Origin of the sequence: Pseudomonas sp. K2I15 (assembly GCF_002204795.1) — a bacterium.
In the GTDB taxonomy this organism is placed as follows: domain Bacteria; phylum Pseudomonadota; class Gammaproteobacteria; order Pseudomonadales; family Pseudomonadaceae; genus Aquipseudomonas.
On record NZ_NIXO01000043.1, the window covers coordinates 22,330 to 37,748 of the forward strand.

Below are 15,419 nucleotides of genomic sequence, written 5' to 3' on the forward strand. Positions count from 1 at the left end.
GAAGATCGTTAACGATGATGATGGTGTCCTGAGTTAACGCGCAGCCCTTGCGTTTTTCGCGAGCAAGCTCGCTCCTACAATAAAATGTTTCTTCACGGATTTTGATTGGAACCATGAGCCAGACTGCGACGATTTTGGTCATTGACGACGAACCGCAGATCCGCAAGTTCTTGCGTATCAGCCTGGCCTCCCAGGGCTACAAAGTGATCGAGGCCGGCACCGGCAACGAAGGCCTGGCCCAGGCCGCCTTGAGTAAACCGGACCTGCTGGTGCTCGACCTCGGCCTGCCAGACATGGACGGCCAGCAGGTGCTGCGCGAGTTTCGTGAGTGGTCCACGGTGCCGGTGCTGGTGTTGTCGGTGCGGGCCAGCGAAGTGCAAAAGGTCGAGGCGCTGGATAACGGCGCCAATGACTACGTGACCAAGCCGTTTGGTATCCAGGAGTTTCTCGCGCGGGTGCGGGCTTTGTTGCGTCAGGCGCCGGCGGGGGAGGCCCAGGAAGCGGCGTTGCGTTTTGGCCCGTTGACGGTGGACCTGGCGTATCGACGGGTGCTGCTGGACGGTGTCGAAGTGGCGCTGACCCGCAAGGAGTACGCGGTGCTGGCGCAACTGGCGCGGCATCCCGGGCGGGTGATTACGCAGCAGCAACTGCTCAAGGATATCTGGGGGCCGACCCATACCGAAGACAGTCATTACCTGCGGATTGTGGTGGGGCATCTGCGCCAGAAGCTCGCGGATGATCCGACTCAGCCACGGTTTATCGTGACTGAGGCAGGTGTTGGGTATCGCTTGTTGAACACCGAAGCGTAAGGGTTGTGCTTAACCTGTGGCGAGGGAGCTTGCTCCCGTTGGGCTGCGCAGCAGCCCCGAAATCCTGGGAGCGCTTCGCACTCCAGCGGGAGCAAGCTCCCTCGCCACCAAAGCCCTACTCATAAAATTTCAGTGCTGCTCACTTTCATACCGATCCAGCGTATCGCTGGCGATCTCCCGGCCCAGCGCGATCAACTCCGGCGCCTTGTAAAACTCGAAAAACCGGCAAACCCGCTTTGGCACGTTGATCAGGATATCCGGCGGATACCCGGCGATCTTGTACTGCGCCAACGACGTCTGCATCACCTCGAAGCTCTGGTTGATCAAGTCCAGCAACGACGCCGGCCCCACGTTATCAATGATGAACGAACCCGTTGCCGACTTCGGCGCCCCGGCCTTTTCGGGGGCGGCCGCCGGTTGCTGCGCTTCGGGTTCGGCAGAGTCCAGCCACGGGTTGATATCGGCGGCCTGGGCCAACAGCGCTTCTTGCTCCAGCATTAACAACTGCTCGGCCTGCTTGCGGCGAAACGGCAAGTGCGAACCCAGTGAGCGCACCAGGTTATCGAAGCGGCTCCTGAACGCCGGCGGACGCTGGATCACTGGAAGTGTGTAGTGCTTCTGGTTGGTGGAGTTGAGGTTGACCGCGATGATCAGGTCGCAATGGCTCGACACCACCGGCACGATCGGCAGCGGGTTAAGCAGACCGCCGTCCACTAGCATACGGTTGCCCTGCATCACTGGGGTGAACAGGCTGGGAATCGCCGCCGAGGCACGCATCGCCTGGTGCAGGCAGCCTTCCTGGAACCAGATTTCCTGCTGGTTGGTCAGGTCGGTGGCCACGGCGGTGTAGGGAATGCGCAGGTCTTCAATGTTGATCTCGCCGACGATCTTGCGGATCTGCCCGAACACCTTCTCGCCACGGATCGCCCCCAGGCGAAAGCTCACGTCTACCAGGCGCAGCACGTCCAGGTAGTCGAGGCTTTCGATCCAGTTCCGATACTCCTCAAGTTTGCCCGCTGCATAGATTCCGCCCACTACCGCGCCCATTGAGCAGCCGGCGATACAGGCGATGTCATAGCCGCGTTTTTCGATTTCCTCGATCACGCCGATATGGGCGTAGCCCCGGGCGCCACCGGAGCCCAGCACCAATGCAACACGTTTCTTCATGACCTGATCCTTCGCAAAACAGGTGACCACAATGCACCCATCGAGGGGCGCGCTTCAATCATCACTGTCACAACCGATTATTTTCGCGAGCGGGCCACTTGGCTCGGGTATGCTCTGGCAATCGGCACTGCGGATTCAGGCAGTCGGATAAGGCACTTTTCGGTGTAGGCAACGTCTACACCTGTGACTGTTTTTTCTTTTCTTGAGGTGTCATTTGATGAAAGCCTGGATGTGTGTGCCTGTGATCGTGTTGGCCCTGGCCGGTTGTGCCGGAAAAACTGCTTATCGCGACAGCTGCGGCACGCAACTGGACGCTGCGTGGCACGAGCTGGACCTGGCCAAGGCTGAAGGTTTTGCCGGCACAGTGAGTTACTCCAAGGCTCTTTCGTTGTTGACTGGCGCCAAGACCCAGCAGCAGTTCGAAGCCTTCGAAGGTTGCTCGAACAAGGCCGAAAAAGCCCGCTTCTATATTCGTGAGTCGCGCGCAGGGCGTTGACCGGTAGTAGCTGTCGAGTGCAACGAGGCTGCGTCGGCGGCCTCAGGCCCACAAAAGCTTAATCATTGAGGAGGAAAGGATGTCAGCCTTGGTAGATCAGTTGGTCGCTCAGGTCATTGGCCTGGAAGTAGGGTTGCTGAACTCCCAGGCGCGCCTGGCCGCCGTCACGGACGACGAAGCCCTGCATGATCTGCGCACCACCGTGCGGCGTTTGCGCAGCCTGTTGCGGCCATTGCGCGGGTTGCCCGGTGTCGAGCAACTCGAACAGGCCGCCAGTGCCGTGGGCCAACTGACCACGCCGTTTCGCGACCGTGAAGTGTTGGCGGCGTACCTCCACCAGCACGGCCACCACGAAGCAGCTGAGCGGCGTATCCGCCAGCAGCCCGCTACCTATCGCTCGGTCGCACAAGGGCCGCAGCTGGCGCAACTGCTGCTGATCCTCGATGCATTCCCCCGCTTTATCCGCGCATCCCAACGGCAGAAATTGCTCAAGGGCCTGCGCACGCGCATTGAAAAACGCCTGGCCAAGCAGTGGAAAACACTCGGCGAGGCCCTACGCGATCCCAACCATGACCGCCACCGCCTGCGTTTGTTGATCAAGCGCGTGCGGTATGCGGCCGAGGCTTATCCCGAGCTGGACAAGCTGCCCTCCAAAGCCGTGTCTCGTCTCAAGGCGGCCCAAGGCGCCCTTGGCGATTGGCATGATTGCTGGCAATGGCTGGCGCAAGCCGGGCACGAGCACGATTTGCAGCCATGCGTGACCGGCTGGCACCGCACCATGGCCAAGGCCGAAGGGCAGGCGGATCGGGTGCTGGATAAATTGAGCGCCGACTGCTTCGCTTGAACCCGCGGCGTATCTGTCCGGACTTTTGGCTGGAATAGGTGCTGTACGGCGCAGGCTGGCTGGTTAAGATCCCTCAAGCCTTTTTCAAGTTGAGATCGCCATGCGCTTTAGTGATTTGCTTGACGCTGCCCGCAGCCACCCGCTGGACGTTTCGATCCCGGCCGAATGGGCCCAGGGCCGGGCCACCTTTGGCGGCCTGGTCGTGGCGTTGGAGTACGAAGCCTTGCGCGCGCAGGTCCCGACGGATCGGCCGTTGCGCTCGCTGGCGATTACCTTTGTCGGCCCGGTGGCGCCGGATGTGTCGGCCAGCTATGAAGTAGAAGTGCTGCGCGAAGGCAAGGCTGTCAGCCAATTGCTGGGCCGTGTGGTGCAAAACGGTGAAACGATGACCCTGGTGCAAGCCAGTTTTGGCGCTTCGCGGCCGTCACAGATCGACGTCGGGGCTGAACCGGCGCCCACCTTCAAACACTGGGATGAATGCCAGGAGCTGCCTTACATCAAAGGGGTGACGCCGGAATTCATGCGGCACCTGGCGATGCGCTGGAGCGTCGGCGGCCTGCCGTTCACCGGCAATAAATCCCGTGAGATGGGCGGCTGGGTGCGCCTGCGTGGCGATGTGAAAGAAGAACCGCTGACCGAAGCGCATATTCTCGCGCTGGTGGATGCGTGGCCACCCTCGGTGTTACCGCACCTGACCCAACCGGCGGCGGGCAGCACCCTGACCTGGACCATCGAATTCGTGCAGCCGTTGCAAGCCCTCAGCACACTGGACTGGTGCCAGTACCTGGTCCACATCGAACATGCCCGCGACGGCTACGGCCATGCTGCTGCGCAGCTGTGGAGCCCCGACGGCCAGTTGATCGCTATCAGCCGCCAGTCGGTGGTGGTGTTCGCCTGAGTCCTCAGACCAACAGGTGTTGATCATTGGAGGCGTCGCTGGTGCGTGCCTCCAGGCTACGACCGTGATGCTGCAGCGCCAGGGCGGCCAGAATGCCGACAACACCGATAGCGACGCTCGCCAGGTTCTCGCTGAACACCCCGGACACCATCAACAGAAAACCGATAACCAGCAGTGGCAGCGCAAGCAGCTGCAACGCTTGATTGGTCGCATGCTGATGGTTCTGCGGCTGGGTGCGCCATTGCCAGGCGGGGAGATTTGGATGACGTTTGCCCATGATCGTGATTCCTCTGTCCGTTGAAACATCTTGAACAGAGTGTAGGCCGGGCAGGGTGGGGCGGCGAATCAAGGATGGCTATGGAGGCGATAGCCATCCCTTTAGGGTTTACAGCTTCAACTGTCCGATCGCCTTGCTCAGTTCACCGGCCAAGGTCGCCAGCTGATTGCTGGTGGTCGCCGAATCCACCGTTTGCTGCACGGTGTTTTCAGTGACATCCCGAATGCTCACCACTGCCCGATTCATTTCCTCGGCCACATGGCTTTGCTGTTCGGCCGCCACGGCAATCTGTGTGTTGCTCTCACGCATCTGCGCCACCGCGCCGGTGATTTCGGCGAGGGCAATCCCGGCCTCTTGCGCCTGTTGCACACAGTCGTCGGCCTTGAACGAGCTTTCCTGCATAAAGTCCACCGCGTCCCGGGTGCCGGCTTGCAGGGCGGACACCATGCGGGTGATTTCATCGGTGGAGCTTTGTACCCGCTTGGCCAGGTTGCGCACCTCGTCGGCGACCACGGCAAAGCCCCGGCCCATTTCTCCGGCGCGGGCGGCTTCGATGGCGGCGTTGAGGGCCAGCAGGTTGGTCTGTTCGGCGATGCTGTGAATCACCCCCACCACGCTGTTGATTTTCTGGCTGTCCTCGGCCAGTTTCTGGATCATTTCGGCGGTTTGCTGTACGCCCGATGACAGCCCGGCAATCGAACGCTGCACCCGGCTGACCACTTCCTGGCCGCTGCCGGCGAGGGTGTCGGCGGTCTGGGACAGGTCGCGGGTGGCGCCGGCGTGCTGGGCGATGTGATGGACGGTGGCGGTCATCTCGTTGATCGCGGTGGCGGCCTGGTCGGTTTCGCTTTGCTGGCCGAGCATGCCGTGCTGCACCTCGTTCATGCTGCTGGCCAGGCGAGCGGCGCCGTCGTCCAGTTGCTTGACGGTGCGTGCAACGGTGTTGACCACCCGCTGATAACCCGCCTGCATCGCGTTAAAGGCAGTGGCCATTTGGCCAACTTCGTCTTTACAGGCCAGGGGTACGCGGGCCGAGAGGTCGCCGGTTTTCTCGACATGCAGCATCACGTCTTTCAAGGTGTTGAGCTGGCTGAGCAGAAAGCGGATCAGCAACTGTGAGGCGCCAAGCATGGCCAGCATCAGAATCATGACCGCCACGGCGTAGTTGGCGAAACGCTCTTCGAACACTTGGCTCAAGCTGGGGCCGTAGGCCAGCACGGCGACCTGTTGGCTGTCGGCACGGGTGATCACTTCGGCGCCCATCAGCGGGTTTTCGCCGAACAGTGGCATGTGATTGAAGTCAACCCAGCCATTCGCGGAGGCCAGGGCTGACAGATCCAGATCGCCGAGTTGTGGGACTTTGCCCTTGGCATACGTCAGCCAGTGCTCGCCGTTGGGCAGCGGTTGGCCGGCCGGCCAGGCACCGAGCAAGCGCGCCTGGGCTTGCGCCGAAGCCTGTGAGGCCTGGCTGCGGGCCTGTTGTTCGAGCTGCACGGCGTACAGCACCAGCAACAGGGTGGTGATGAAGGCGACCGCGTTCACGGCCCAGAATTTGTACTTCAGCGAGATGTTGCTAAGCCAGGCACCCATGGAAGGTTTTCTCTGATAGCGGAAACAGCATTGGCAAGGTGCCATTATTGTGCCGCTATCGAGGAGCCGGGTTTTGATATGGGTCAATGAGCCGCGTCAATCCGGCACAGGCAATCCAAAAAAGGCGCGGGCGCAGGCGGTACTGTGTTGCGCCAGGTCTTCCACGGTTTCCTCGCGGTGCAGCGCGACTTCCCGCAGCACTTGCGGCAAATAGGCCGGCTCATTGCGACCGTTTTTCGGCTTGGGCCGCAAGGTTCGAGGCAGCAGGTAGGGCGCATCGCTTTCCAGCATCAGGCGGCCCCGTGGAATTTCCCTGACCAGCGGATGCAGGTGAGTTCCACGGCGCTCGTCGCAGATCCAGCCGGTGATGCCGATATGCAGGTCCAGGTCGAGGTAGCTGAACAGCGCACGCTGCTCGCCGGTGAAGCAGTGCACCACGGCGGCTGACAGGTGATCGCGGTAGTCCCGCAGGATTTCCAGCAGGCGCTGGTTGGCGTCACGTTCGTGAAGGAAAACCGGGAGTTTCAGCTCCACGGCCAGGGCCAGGTGCTCTTCGAGGACTTTTTCCTGTTGGGGGCGCGGCGAGAAGTCCCGGTTGAAATCCAGCCCGCATTCACCCACCGCACGCACGCGGCTTTCCTGGAGCAAACCGCGCAGGCGCTTGGCGCTTTCGGCGTTCCAGTCGCTGGCGGAGTGGGGGTGGATACCGGCGGTGGCGAACAGGCGTTGACCGCTTTCGTCCAGTTGCTGGCACAGCTCCAGGGCCTGTTCGCTGCCGTCGACACTGGTACCGGTGAGCACCAATTGGCTCACCCCGGCGGCGTAGGCACGGTCGAGAACGGCCTGGTGCTTTTCGTCGAAACTTGGGTTGGTCAGGTTGACGCCGATATCAATGAGTTGCATGGTGCTACCTCCGCCTGCGGTCGGAAAGCATATCAGAGCTGTAGATTTATAAGAAAAGCCAAGAACTACAACGAGTTAAAGCTGTCTTTGAAAGTCGCAAGTAACACCGTGTTTGGTTTGTCGCCATCTGCCGTGCCAACCTTGCGCCCAAAGCCTGCGCTCATGGCGCTCTGTTTCTGTCCCCCAACGCCTCGTTTTTCGCGAAGCAATGGGCAGTATTCTTTCTTCCGGAGAGCGGATGATCCGACCCTCGGCGTTGCTTATGTTGTGCCTGACGTTACTGCTGCCCATGGCGGCGGTTGCGCGTCTGGACGGGCCGCTGGAAGTGACCAAGGCTGGCAAGGCTCGTGATCTTGCGCAAATCCGCAGCAGCCGCACCTTGAGGGTTTTGGTCAACCAGAGCCGCAACAGCTCCGGTGAAGTCCAGGGCCAGGCCATCGGCGTTGAGTACCATCGCCTGCGCGCTTTCGAGCAATACCTCAACGGTCACGCCCGTGACGGTGAGGAAATCAACCTCAAGATTATTCCCAAGGCCAAGGATCAGTTGATCGGCGCGTTGGCGCGCGGCGAGGGCGACCTGGTGGCGCCCGGCGAATTGCTTGACGTGAAGGCCGCCCACAAGATTGCCACCAGCGACCCGATTGCCAGCGACGTACCGTTGTGGCTGGTGGGGCTCAAAGGCGAGCGGCGGTTTACCAAACTGGAGCAACTGTCCGGGCGCACCCTGGCGTTGACCACGGGCAGCGCCGCGTCGGATGCGATCAACCAGGTCAACCAGAAGCTGGCGCTGCACAAGTTGCCGCCGGTGAAGGTGGAATGGGTCGACCCCAGCCTTGCGGTGGAAGACGTGCTGGAGATGGTCCAGGCCGGGATTTTTCATCTGACCATTGTCGAGCGGCCGATCGCCGAGCGCTGGGCGAAGATTCTGCCCAAACTGCGTTTCGACCGGCAGGTGACCATCAGCGAGCCGGGCGAAGAGTATTGGTTCGTACGCCAGGATGCCTCCATGCTGCGAGCCAGTATTGATCGTTTCCTCAAGACCTACCGCACGCCGTCCGACCAGGATGTGGCATTCCAGCGTATCTACCGCCGCCTGTATCAAGTGCGTTATCCACTGGCCCGGGCCGACCGCCAACGCCTGGAAAAACTGCGCCCGGTGCTGCAAAAGCATGCCCGTGAGCAAGGCATGGACTGGCTGAACCTGGCGGCGCTGGCGTTCAAGGAGTCGGCCCTCGACCCCGGCGCCCGAAGCAGCGGCGGCCCCACCGGGTTGATGCAAATCACCCCGTCGGCGGCGCAGCGGGTCGGGGTCAATAACATCGAGAACCTGGACAGCAACGTGCAAGCGGGCGCGCGGTACCTGGCGATGATCCGGCGCAAGTTTTTCTCAAGCCCCAAGCTCAACGAGCGCGAGCGCATGGCCTTTGTGCTGGCGGCCTACAACATGGGGCCGGAGCGGGTCCAGGGGATGCGCGCCGAAGCCCGGCGCCGCGGGCTGAACCCCAACCAGTGGTTTTTTCAGGTCGAGCGCATCGCCATGGAGCAGGTGGGAATGAGTGGCGTCAGCTATGTTAATAGCGTGAACAAGTATTACTTGGCGTTTGATCGGGAACGGGAGTCCCTGGAGCCGCCGGCAGCGAAAGTTGCCTCACGAAAATGATCTATTAATTCGATTGTAATTAGCCGTTTTATCGGCTTTTATCATTGCTTAAACTGATTAATATAGCGGCCAACCAACCCCTACCTTGAAAAGGATTATCAGCATGAGCCCATTGATCACCCGCATTCTCTCCACCCGCGCCGGTTACGGCCTGACAATCCTGCGGATTTTTGTCGGGATCGTCTTCGCCGCCCACGGTTCGCAAAAGCTCTTTGGCTGGTTTGGTGGCGGCGGCTTGGCGGGCACTGCCCAGTGGATGGAAAGTATTGGCTTGGCGCCGGGTACCTTGATGGCGGTGTTGTCTGGCGGTACCGAGTTCTTCGCCGGGCTGGCGCTGATCATCGGCTTGTTGGCGCGGCCTGCGGCGTTGGGCCTGTCGATCATTTCCCTGGTGGCGATTTTCTCGGTGCATATCCATAACGGGTTGTTCATGGCCAACAACGGTTACGAGTTCGCCCTGGCGTTGCTGGGTGGCACGCTGGCGGTGCTGCTGGAAGGTGCTGGCAAATTGTCTGCCGACCGCGCCATCACTCACTGATACCGCGAAATCCCCTTTAAAGGCCCGCCCCGTGCGGGCCTTTTCGTTGCTCGGGATTCTTGACACTGCCCTACAGCCTTCTCTAGGATGTTGCCCATGCGCCGATTTAAACAGCTAATTGCGGGGCGCCACCGGTGACTGATCACAGTCCCGACAGAAGCCAGAGCCATAGGCCAGCTTCGAAATTCCGCTAAAGCGCTGGTTCGGTGTTGCCTCTCACCTGCCCGCAGACTTTTGAGGCAGAGACACGACACGATGAATGCACTACGCCCCCTCATACGCTTGGCCCCGATCACCGCGGACCTCACCCAACGCAATCCGAAAATCCTTCTGGGCGGCAAGCACCAGCCTACGCTGCTGCGTTATCTGGATGGCTGGCCGCGTCGCACAGGGCGGCCTTCGGCCTTCTTGATCCAGTTTGTCGAAGACGGCGACTCCCTTGCGCGCTTTGCGTCCAACAGCTTTGACCTCGCCGTTATTCAGGCCCCGAGTGCCAGCGACGCGGGCGAAGTGATTCGCCAGTTGACCCGTATTGCCCGGCAAGGGCTGATCGCCCGGCGTTGAGCCTTCAGTAAAACGCCGCTGAAGGCAGGTGCTGTCGACGACGGCGAAACAGGCAAATGCCCCACGCGATCAGGCACAGTATCAGCGGTACAGGCAGGATATTGAGCAGCTTCACCTTACGCTCCAGGGCGTGAACCTGGGCGTATGCCTCAACCTTAAGCGCGTGAATTTCCATGGGTACTCGCAAGCGTTCCTTGTTGAGCGCTTGCAGCAGTGCGTTGGAGGTGACCGTCTGGCTTCCCGGAGAAACCGTCCGGGGGTTCAGCAATTGCCATTCCTTTTCCGTGCGTTCGAGGCGTTGCGCCAGTTCGGCGGACTTTTCCCGGTAGGCCTGTGCAGCGTCTTCGCGCATTGCCTGTAGCACCTGCATTGAGCGAGTGCCGCCTGCGCGGGGGCGAACATTCATCAGGGCGTCGGGCGCCGCCAGGTTATCCAGGGTGCTCAAGACAAACATTGCGTTATCTGACGAAGCCCCGCTCGTCGCACTATTGTTTTGGACCATTCCAGCCACACGATCGCTGAGCAGATCGGTATCGGCCACCACGACGACATGAATGTGCGCAGACTTTTGCAAATTGGCTTCACGCCCGTTGATCCCATCGGGAAATGCGGAATAGGCGGGCCCCTCGACGCGGGCGGCGATAACTTGTTGCTGACCGCGCGCGTCTGCCTCGTTGATCAGTGAACCGAACTGTGCCGGCAGGGCGAAGCGCTCAGCATCAAACAGGGCAGCTTGCCCGGAGCTTTGCAGTAGCGGGGTGAAGGTCATGCGGCTTTTTTTGGCGGGGGCCAGTGCGCCACTGCTCAAGACATTGACGTTGTGCAGTTTCCAGGTGCTGATGTCATCCCGTGCCATCGCCTGGCGGGGCAAGGTCAGCGCCGCGGGATGGCGCATCGGTGGCTGGCCGGTGGTCATGATCACTGAGGTGGCATAGTCACGATCGGCGAGTACCTTATTCGCAGGCATCTGGATGCCCCAGGCTGTCAGCAACGCTTCCAGCCTGGCGTTTTCCGGGGCAGTGATGCCCGCATCCAGCCCTACAAGCGGGTCGATAAACATCATCAGCTTGCCTGCGCCCAGCACAAACTGATCGATTGCGTACAGGGTTTGATCGGGCAGTTTGCCGGGATGAACCACCATCAGGGTTTTGATGTGTTCGGGTATTTGCTCGATGCCTGGCTCCAGGCTCACGAGGTTGAATTGGCGACGCAGCTCCTGCAACACCTGCCAGGGCGGCGTATTTACGCCGTTGCGCTCATCCCGTTCACTGTCCATTGGCAGCCGGGATATCAGGCCAATCACGGGTTGCTCCGGGTGGATTACCTTATGGATCAGGTGGCTGATTTCATATTCCAGCAGCGGCTCCCGGTCCGGGCTGAATGACTCGATACTTTGTGGCCCGTGGCCCGCGCTGGTACCGACAAGTCCGAAGAATCCTTGCTGGTCGTCAAGCCCCAGTAGCCTGGCTTTGTACTCATCTTCCGAAAAAGGCCTGGGGTCGATGAGGTGCAGGTTGAGTTTGCCGTTTGCCGCTTTTTCATACTCCCTGAGCAATAGCTCCACACGTTTACCGTAGCTTTCCATGCCATTGGATTTTTGCGGATGTTTACTTGAGTTGAAAAAGTACAGATCAACCGGCCGCTCCAGTGAAGCGAGCAGTGTCCGTACAGGGGCGGAGGGTGTATGGACTTTCTGCTCTGAAAAATCCAGCCGTATATTCGGTAGTTTAAGTGCCCATACCAGGTTAAACGCGAGAAAGAGTAATAGCAGGGTGATAATTGTGATGCTGGCGCTTAATGGCGTTCTCATCGTAATTCGTCCTTCTCAACGGTTTCTAACATTCAGGGCAATGGTCGTTGCGGCCAGAAAGGCAACGACCATGCTGACGAAGTACAAACTGTCTTGAAGAGCCAGCACCCCTTGGTCAATGGCATCAAAGCGCGTTGTCGGACTCAGGGAAATAATACGGTCAATGAGCCAGATCGGTGCTTGATGCTCAATGGCATCAAGGATGGATGACAGCCCGCTGGCGGCCAGTAACAAGCACAGTGTTACTGTAAATATGACGACGCGGTGGTGTGCCAGTGTGCAAATAAAACAGCCCGCAGACAGATAACTTCCGGCTAATAGCCAGCTTGCCAGGTATTGGGAAGCAATAACTGTATTATCCGGATTTCCGAAATAGTTGACGGTAATGACTATTGGAAAGGTCAATAGCAAGGCAACGCCAGAAACGACCCAGGCGGCCATGAACTTCCCGAAAACCAATTCGAAACCCGTGACCGGCAGGGTTTTTAGAAAGTCCATGGCGCCAGACTTGTGCTCATCCGACCAAAGTTGAGTGGAAAGAACCGGTGTCAACAGTAAATAAAACCATGGGTGCAGTTGAAAGAAACCATGCAAGTCCACGCTGCCTTTTTCCAGCAGTTGGCTTGTCTGGAAGCCAAATGCAGTGGCTGCTGTCAGGAAAACTGCAGTGCTCAGATAAGTGACAGGTGCTGAAAAATAACTGACAAGTTGACGCTTGAATATGACGGGTAGAAGTTTCAATTCGATGCCTCCTGGCTCATGTGGTGGACCACGTCATCCAGGCGCCCGGGTTCCAGGTTCAGGGCATTGATTTTCCAGCGGCGATGGGTGATCAGTGCACTGATGTGGGGGTAAATGATTTGCCCCGGCATGGCGAGCACAGTCACTGTGCCTGGGGTTTCGCGGTCTTGCTCAATGCCGGCGACCCCGGGCAATACCGCCAGGGCCAGCAGATCCAGCGGCGTGTCTGCTGCAAGGGTGACAGCCTGGTAATGACGGGAACTGCGCAGCAATTCGGGCAGTGGAGTGTCTGCCACTAATCGACCGTCGGCGATCACCAAGGCCCTGTTACAAATGCCGCTCAGTTCTTCAGGCGTACGGGACGCGACAATGATCGTCATCTCGTCGTTCAGCGACTTGATGAGCATTCTGACTTTGTGTTTCTGGTCGGCGTTCAGGCCTTCCGTTGGCTCATCGAGCAACAGCACGCTGGGGTCGTGCAGGATTGCCTGGGCGATGGCTACTTTGCGTTTCAACCCTGTCGGGAGGGTTTCGATCGGGCATTTGAGTATTCGCCAAAGTTCAAGTCGTGCGATCGCGCGGTCAATCATCTTGCGTTTTTGCGCGCCGTGGAATCCGCGCACTTCAGCAATAAACTCAAGAAAGCCCTTCACCCTCATTGCAGTATGGCTCAGCAGTAGTTCTGGCTGATATCCCGTAATTTTCTTCGCCTGTAGCGTATTGAGGAGCATATCGTTACCGAATATTTTTATATGGCCTGAAGAGGGCGCAATCGAGCCTGATATCATTTTGATGATAGTGGTTTTACCCGAGCCATCATTTCCAAACAATCCCAGGCATTCCCGGGGTTGGGCGCTGAATGAAAAGTCATGGATAATGCTTTTTCTGCCCATCTTTTTTGTCAGGCTCGTTATCTCGATCATTATGCTTTTCTACTGAATGTGTATGGCAAGGCTCGATTAATTCGATGCCTCGAATAACCTGCATGAGTGGCAGGTTGTGAATGTTCGAAAAGTCAAAATTTGAAATCTTTTTTGTTGGGGTGTGTCCGGTGTCGTACTGTTAAAAAATGGTACGTTCAATAAACGGTATTGGAAACGCTGAGGAGCCTGAATAAGATAAGTCCTACGCGCCAAGCTATAGCTCGCTGAAACAATTGTTTTGTTTTTGATGCTTTAATTACGGTCGTTGTTTATTTGGCGTGTAGTTGAAGTTCTGCCAATTTGAAAGGGAGCCTGATCGTCATGCTGCTTCTACGTACCCTTGTTCTTGAACAGTCCGGGCATGATGCGCCGGTCAACGGTGCACTGCTTTGTGGTTTTGCGGTGGCTCAGATTGCTTCAAACTTTCTTGCCTATAGCCTGGATGAAGAAACAGAACCCGGTAGTTCACGGGTATACATTGCGGCGTTGCGTAAAAAGTCCGAACGGTACTTTCTGGGGGCGATTGATTCCAAGGAAGACCTGCAAATAGCGACCCATGTCTTCAAGCAAATCCTGACGCTCGCGGCGGCTCCCGGGGCAAAACCCGCAAGCGCCGGCGAGGCTCAGATTCCCTATCATTTCGTTGATCTGAAAGGCTGCAAACTGCCTCCCGCCAGGCCTGAAGACCATCACTCGCTGACGATCAAGAAATCCCTGGTGATGAAGGTGATTTCCCTGGGAACTTCGGCGCCGGGGTTGCCCGCTATCGAAAGCAACTCGCTGATCGTGCCGTCGATTCGTTTCTCCTCAAGGATGGTGTCTCCTCCAAGGGCCCCGGACCCTTCCGAGCCTGCATCACCATTGCCCGAGCCGGTGCCGCAAGTACGCGTGGATACGTTCGAGATAACCGAGCCCGTTGTTGAGTCTCAACCTCCACAAGTACCGGTCGCCGCGCCACCGCACGCTCCGGCAGCCCCACAGCCTGAACCTGCCCAACCAACGCCGCAGGCGCCCCCTGTACGGCAGGAGTCGCCCTCGTTGTTCGAGGTTGACGATACGCTGGCCAATCTTGCCCGAGTGGCACAAGAGCTGACGCAGCAAAAGCTCACCGTGCTCAAGCAGGAGAAAGCGCTTGAGCAGATGCGACTCGAACTGCGCCAGGAAAAGGCTGATATCGCGCAGGGGAGTCAACGGAGTGCCGAGCGAGTGGCTGAAAAAGAGGCTTCGCTGGAATTGTTGGCGCGCACGCTGGCCGCTCGTGAGGAAGATCTGGCTGGCGGTTCGGCGCTAAACCAAGCGGAGCAGCGTCGAATCGACGAGCGTGTGCGCTACCTGGAAAGCCAGGAGGCCCAGATGCACAACCGTGACCTGGCGGTTCGTCACAAGGAGCAACAGCTGGCGGCAGCACTGTTTCAGTTGCCGGTGCTGCGGGACAACCTGAGGGTTGCGCTACAAACCCTGGATGAGTCGCTTGCATGGCTGGGCGAGAGTGGACGCAGCGAGCCTGACAGCGGCCCACTCCGTTCTGATGCAGACTGACGCTGGTTACCGGAATCCATCGGTGGGTCTGGCTACTTTCCTGTGTTCATTTATCATCGACCCCCACAGCCAACATTGGGCGTTAAATACGTTGTGCCTGATGCGGCAGCGGGCCTGAAAATGGAAACTTCCAGGGGATGTAGAGCTTTTGAGCACCAAGCTGATTACCAAAGAAGGTCATGAAGCCCTGAAAAAGGAGCTTGATTACCTGTGGCGAGAAAAGCGTCCTGATACCACCCGTAAAGTGACATGGGCCGCTTCCCTGGGGGACCGGAGCGAAAACGCCGACTACCAGTACAACAAGAAGCTGCTGCGGGAGATTGATCGCAGGGTGCGGTATTTGCGCAAGCGCCTGGAAGACATGCGCGTAGTCGAGTACATGCCAGAGCAGGAAGGGAAGGTATTTTTCGGTGCCTGGGTAGAAATCGAAAACGAGCAGGGCGAGACCAAGCGTTTTCGCATCGTGGGTTACGATGAGATCTATGAGCGCATGGACTACATCTCCATCGACTCACCCATGGCCCGTGCCTTGTTGCGCAAAGAAATGGATGACGAAGCGCTCGTGCAGACCCCAGGCGGCGAAGTGTGCTGGTGGATCACCGCTATCGAGTATGTGAAGTAACAACGGATGGCCCGCACTCTCTGAAGAGCGCGGGCCAT

At 58.7% G+C, this 15,419-nt stretch carries 15 protein-coding genes and 1 pseudogene; 9 read left to right on the forward strand and 7 right to left on the reverse strand.

Annotated elements, in window-relative coordinates; translation table 11 throughout:
- Positions 1 to 113 precede the first annotated feature (113 nt).
- Positions 114 to 809, forward strand: a complete 696-nt coding sequence (locus CEC48_RS22260; protein ID WP_003218747.1) for a response regulator — start codon at positions 114 to 116, stop codon at positions 807 to 809.
- 129 nt (positions 810 to 938) lie between these two features.
- On the opposite strand, the gene CEC48_RS22265 is transcribed toward CEC48_RS22260, so the two are convergent.
- Positions 939 to 1,976 (reverse strand): patatin-like phospholipase family protein, encoded by a 1,038-nt coding sequence (locus tag CEC48_RS22265; RefSeq protein ID WP_088425714.1) that lies wholly within the window; start codon positions 1,974 to 1,976, stop codon positions 939 to 941.
- Positions 1,977 to 2,193: 217 nt separating this feature from the next.
- Between CEC48_RS22265 and CEC48_RS22270 the strand changes: the two genes are divergently transcribed.
- The 3 genes from CEC48_RS22270 to CEC48_RS22280 all read left to right on the forward strand — a co-directional run bounded on the left by CEC48_RS22270 (position 2,194) and on the right by CEC48_RS22280 (position 4,214).
- Positions 2,194 to 2,472, forward strand: a complete 279-nt coding sequence (locus tag CEC48_RS22270; protein WP_010176194.1) for a hypothetical protein — start codon at positions 2,194 to 2,196, stop codon at positions 2,470 to 2,472.
- Positions 2,473 to 2,551: 79 nt separating this feature from the next.
- Positions 2,552 to 3,316, forward strand: coding sequence for a CHAD domain-containing protein (locus CEC48_RS22275; protein ID WP_088425715.1), 765 nt, complete (start codon positions 2,552 to 2,554; stop codon positions 3,314 to 3,316).
- A 100-nt stretch (positions 3,317 to 3,416) separates the two neighbouring features.
- Positions 3,417 to 4,214 (forward strand): acyl-CoA thioesterase II, encoded by a 798-nt coding sequence (locus CEC48_RS22280; protein ID WP_088425716.1) that lies wholly within the window; start codon positions 3,417 to 3,419, stop codon positions 4,212 to 4,214.
- A gap of 19 nt (positions 4,215 to 4,233) precedes the next feature.
- Here CEC48_RS22280 and CEC48_RS22285 read toward each other — a convergent pair.
- The 3 genes and pseudogenes from CEC48_RS22285 to CEC48_RS22295 form a co-directional block, all read right to left on the reverse strand.
- Positions 4,234 to 4,491: pseudogene (locus CEC48_RS22285) on the reverse strand (terminase); the annotation flags it as partial.
- A gap of 108 nt (positions 4,492 to 4,599) precedes the next feature.
- Positions 4,600 to 6,081: a methyl-accepting chemotaxis protein gene (locus CEC48_RS22290; RefSeq protein ID WP_088425718.1), complete on the reverse strand. Its 1,482-nt coding sequence runs from the start codon at positions 6,079 to 6,081 to the stop codon at positions 4,600 to 4,602.
- Positions 6,082 to 6,177: 96 nt separating this feature from the next.
- A complete protein-coding gene (locus CEC48_RS22295; RefSeq protein ID WP_088425719.1) occupies positions 6,178 to 6,984 on the reverse strand; it encodes a TatD family hydrolase in 807 nt (268 codons plus the stop codon).
- A gap of 238 nt (positions 6,985 to 7,222) precedes the next feature.
- Between CEC48_RS22295 and CEC48_RS22300 the strand changes: the two genes are divergently transcribed.
- The 3 genes from CEC48_RS22300 to CEC48_RS22310 all read left to right on the forward strand — a co-directional run bounded on the left by CEC48_RS22300 (position 7,223) and on the right by CEC48_RS22310 (position 9,746).
- Positions 7,223 to 8,644 carry a transglycosylase SLT domain-containing protein gene (locus CEC48_RS22300; RefSeq protein WP_088425720.1) on the forward strand — a complete coding sequence of 474 codons (1,422 nt, stop codon included), beginning with the start codon at positions 7,223 to 7,225 and terminating at the stop codon, positions 8,642 to 8,644.
- A 103-nt stretch (positions 8,645 to 8,747) separates the two neighbouring features.
- On the forward strand, positions 8,748 to 9,182 hold the full coding sequence (locus CEC48_RS22305; RefSeq protein ID WP_088425721.1) for a DoxX family protein: 435 nt from the start codon (positions 8,748 to 8,750) through the stop codon (positions 9,180 to 9,182).
- A 255-nt stretch (positions 9,183 to 9,437) separates the two neighbouring features.
- A complete protein-coding gene (locus CEC48_RS22310) occupies positions 9,438 to 9,746 on the forward strand; it encodes a hypothetical protein (RefSeq protein ID WP_003218736.1) in 309 nt (102 codons plus the stop codon).
- A gap of 4 nt (positions 9,747 to 9,750) precedes the next feature.
- On the opposite strand, the gene CEC48_RS22315 is transcribed toward CEC48_RS22310, so the two are convergent.
- Genes CEC48_RS22315 through CEC48_RS22325 form a run of 3 tightly spaced genes read right to left on the reverse strand, consistent with a single transcriptional unit; the run spans position 9,751 to position 13,220 of the window.
- Positions 9,751 to 11,556 (reverse strand): Gldg family protein, encoded by a 1,806-nt coding sequence (locus tag CEC48_RS22315; protein ID WP_088425722.1) that lies wholly within the window; start codon positions 11,554 to 11,556, stop codon positions 9,751 to 9,753.
- Positions 11,557 to 11,571: 15 nt separating this feature from the next.
- Positions 11,572 to 12,297: an ABC transporter permease gene (locus CEC48_RS22320; RefSeq protein WP_088425723.1), complete on the reverse strand. Its 726-nt coding sequence runs from the start codon at positions 12,295 to 12,297 to the stop codon at positions 11,572 to 11,574.
- The gene (locus CEC48_RS22325; RefSeq protein WP_088425724.1) at positions 12,294 to 13,220 is read right to left on the reverse strand and encodes an ABC transporter ATP-binding protein; all 927 of its coding nucleotides are present in this window, start codon (positions 13,218 to 13,220) and stop codon (positions 12,294 to 12,296) included. The genes CEC48_RS22320 and CEC48_RS22325 overlap by 4 nt, the downstream gene beginning before the upstream one ends.
- Before the next feature lie 321 nt (positions 13,221 to 13,541).
- On the opposite strand from CEC48_RS22325, the gene CEC48_RS22330 reads away from it, so the two are divergent.
- Entirely contained in the window at positions 13,542 to 14,759 is a 1,218-nt protein-coding gene (locus tag CEC48_RS22330) for a hypothetical protein (RefSeq protein WP_088425725.1), read from the forward strand.
- Between the two features lie 148 nt (positions 14,760 to 14,907).
- The gene (gene greB / locus CEC48_RS22335; protein WP_088425726.1) at positions 14,908 to 15,381 is read left to right on the forward strand and encodes a transcription elongation factor GreB; all 474 of its coding nucleotides are present in this window, start codon (positions 14,908 to 14,910) and stop codon (positions 15,379 to 15,381) included.
- Positions 15,382 to 15,419: the final 38 nt, after the last annotated feature.

What these genes read in the sequence shown, in the direction of transcription:
- CEC48_RS22260 (WP_003218747.1), top strand. Translation starts at nt 114, where the DNA reads ATGAGCCAGACTGCGACGATTTTGGTCATTGACGACGAACCGCAGATC.
- CEC48_RS22265 (WP_088425714.1), bottom strand. Translation starts at nt 1,976, where the DNA reads ATGAAGAAACGTGTTGCATTGGTGCTGGGCTCCGGTGGCGCCCGGGGC.
- CEC48_RS22270 (WP_010176194.1), top strand. Translation starts at nt 2,194, where the DNA reads ATGAAAGCCTGGATGTGTGTGCCTGTGATCGTGTTGGCCCTGGCCGGT.
- CEC48_RS22275 (WP_088425715.1), top strand. Translation starts at nt 2,552, where the DNA reads ATGTCAGCCTTGGTAGATCAGTTGGTCGCTCAGGTCATTGGCCTGGAA.
- CEC48_RS22280 (WP_088425716.1), top strand. Translation starts at nt 3,417, where the DNA reads ATGCGCTTTAGTGATTTGCTTGACGCTGCCCGCAGCCACCCGCTGGAC.
- CEC48_RS22290 (WP_088425718.1), bottom strand. Translation starts at nt 6,081, where the DNA reads ATGGGTGCCTGGCTTAGCAACATCTCGCTGAAGTACAAATTCTGGGCC.
- CEC48_RS22295 (WP_088425719.1), bottom strand. Translation starts at nt 6,984, where the DNA reads ATGCAACTCATTGATATCGGCGTCAACCTGACCAACCCAAGTTTCGAC.
- CEC48_RS22300 (WP_088425720.1), top strand. Translation starts at nt 7,223, where the DNA reads ATGATCCGACCCTCGGCGTTGCTTATGTTGTGCCTGACGTTACTGCTG.
- CEC48_RS22305 (WP_088425721.1), top strand. Translation starts at nt 8,748, where the DNA reads ATGAGCCCATTGATCACCCGCATTCTCTCCACCCGCGCCGGTTACGGC.
- CEC48_RS22310 (WP_003218736.1), top strand. Translation starts at nt 9,438, where the DNA reads ATGAATGCACTACGCCCCCTCATACGCTTGGCCCCGATCACCGCGGAC.
- CEC48_RS22315 (WP_088425722.1), bottom strand. Translation starts at nt 11,556, where the DNA reads ATGAGAACGCCATTAAGCGCCAGCATCACAATTATCACCCTGCTATTA.
- CEC48_RS22325 (WP_088425724.1), bottom strand. Translation starts at nt 13,220, where the DNA reads ATGATCGAGATAACGAGCCTGACAAAAAAGATGGGCAGAAAAAGCATT.
- CEC48_RS22330 (WP_088425725.1), top strand. Translation starts at nt 13,542, where the DNA reads ATGCTGCTTCTACGTACCCTTGTTCTTGAACAGTCCGGGCATGATGCG.